The 257-nt window shown below is 51.8% G+C and carries 1 protein-coding gene; it reads left to right on the plus strand.

Going from position 1 to position 257, the window contains the following annotated elements; translation table 11 throughout:
- Positions 1-76: 76 nt before the first annotated feature.
- On the plus strand, positions 77-257 hold a 181-nt coding region (locus tag C5P05_RS34130), incomplete at its 3' end, for a hypothetical protein (RefSeq protein WP_232834263.1).

Below are 257 nucleotides of genomic sequence, written 5' to 3' on the forward strand. Positions count from 1 at the left end.
AAAGCCAGGTTCTCAGCATTGGCGCCGGCAGAATTGGCATTGAATGCAGCTGCCTCCGAATTGGCGAAACTGCTACGTGAAAAAACGTAGCCTTTTCAACGCGGCTCTTCTGATTCCACTTTCGCTGGCATGTTTCACTTTACCTACAACCGCGCAGGATCGGTCGGGCGACACCGCACCCGTCGTCGAAAAAGCCGGTACAACTTATGCTCGGGCGCATGAAATTGATGAGATGCTTTCAAAGTATTTCAAGCCCG

This window comes from Rhodoferax ferrireducens (assembly GCF_003347515.1).
Classification (GTDB): Bacteria; Pseudomonadota; Gammaproteobacteria; order Burkholderiales; family Burkholderiaceae_C; genus Rhodoferax.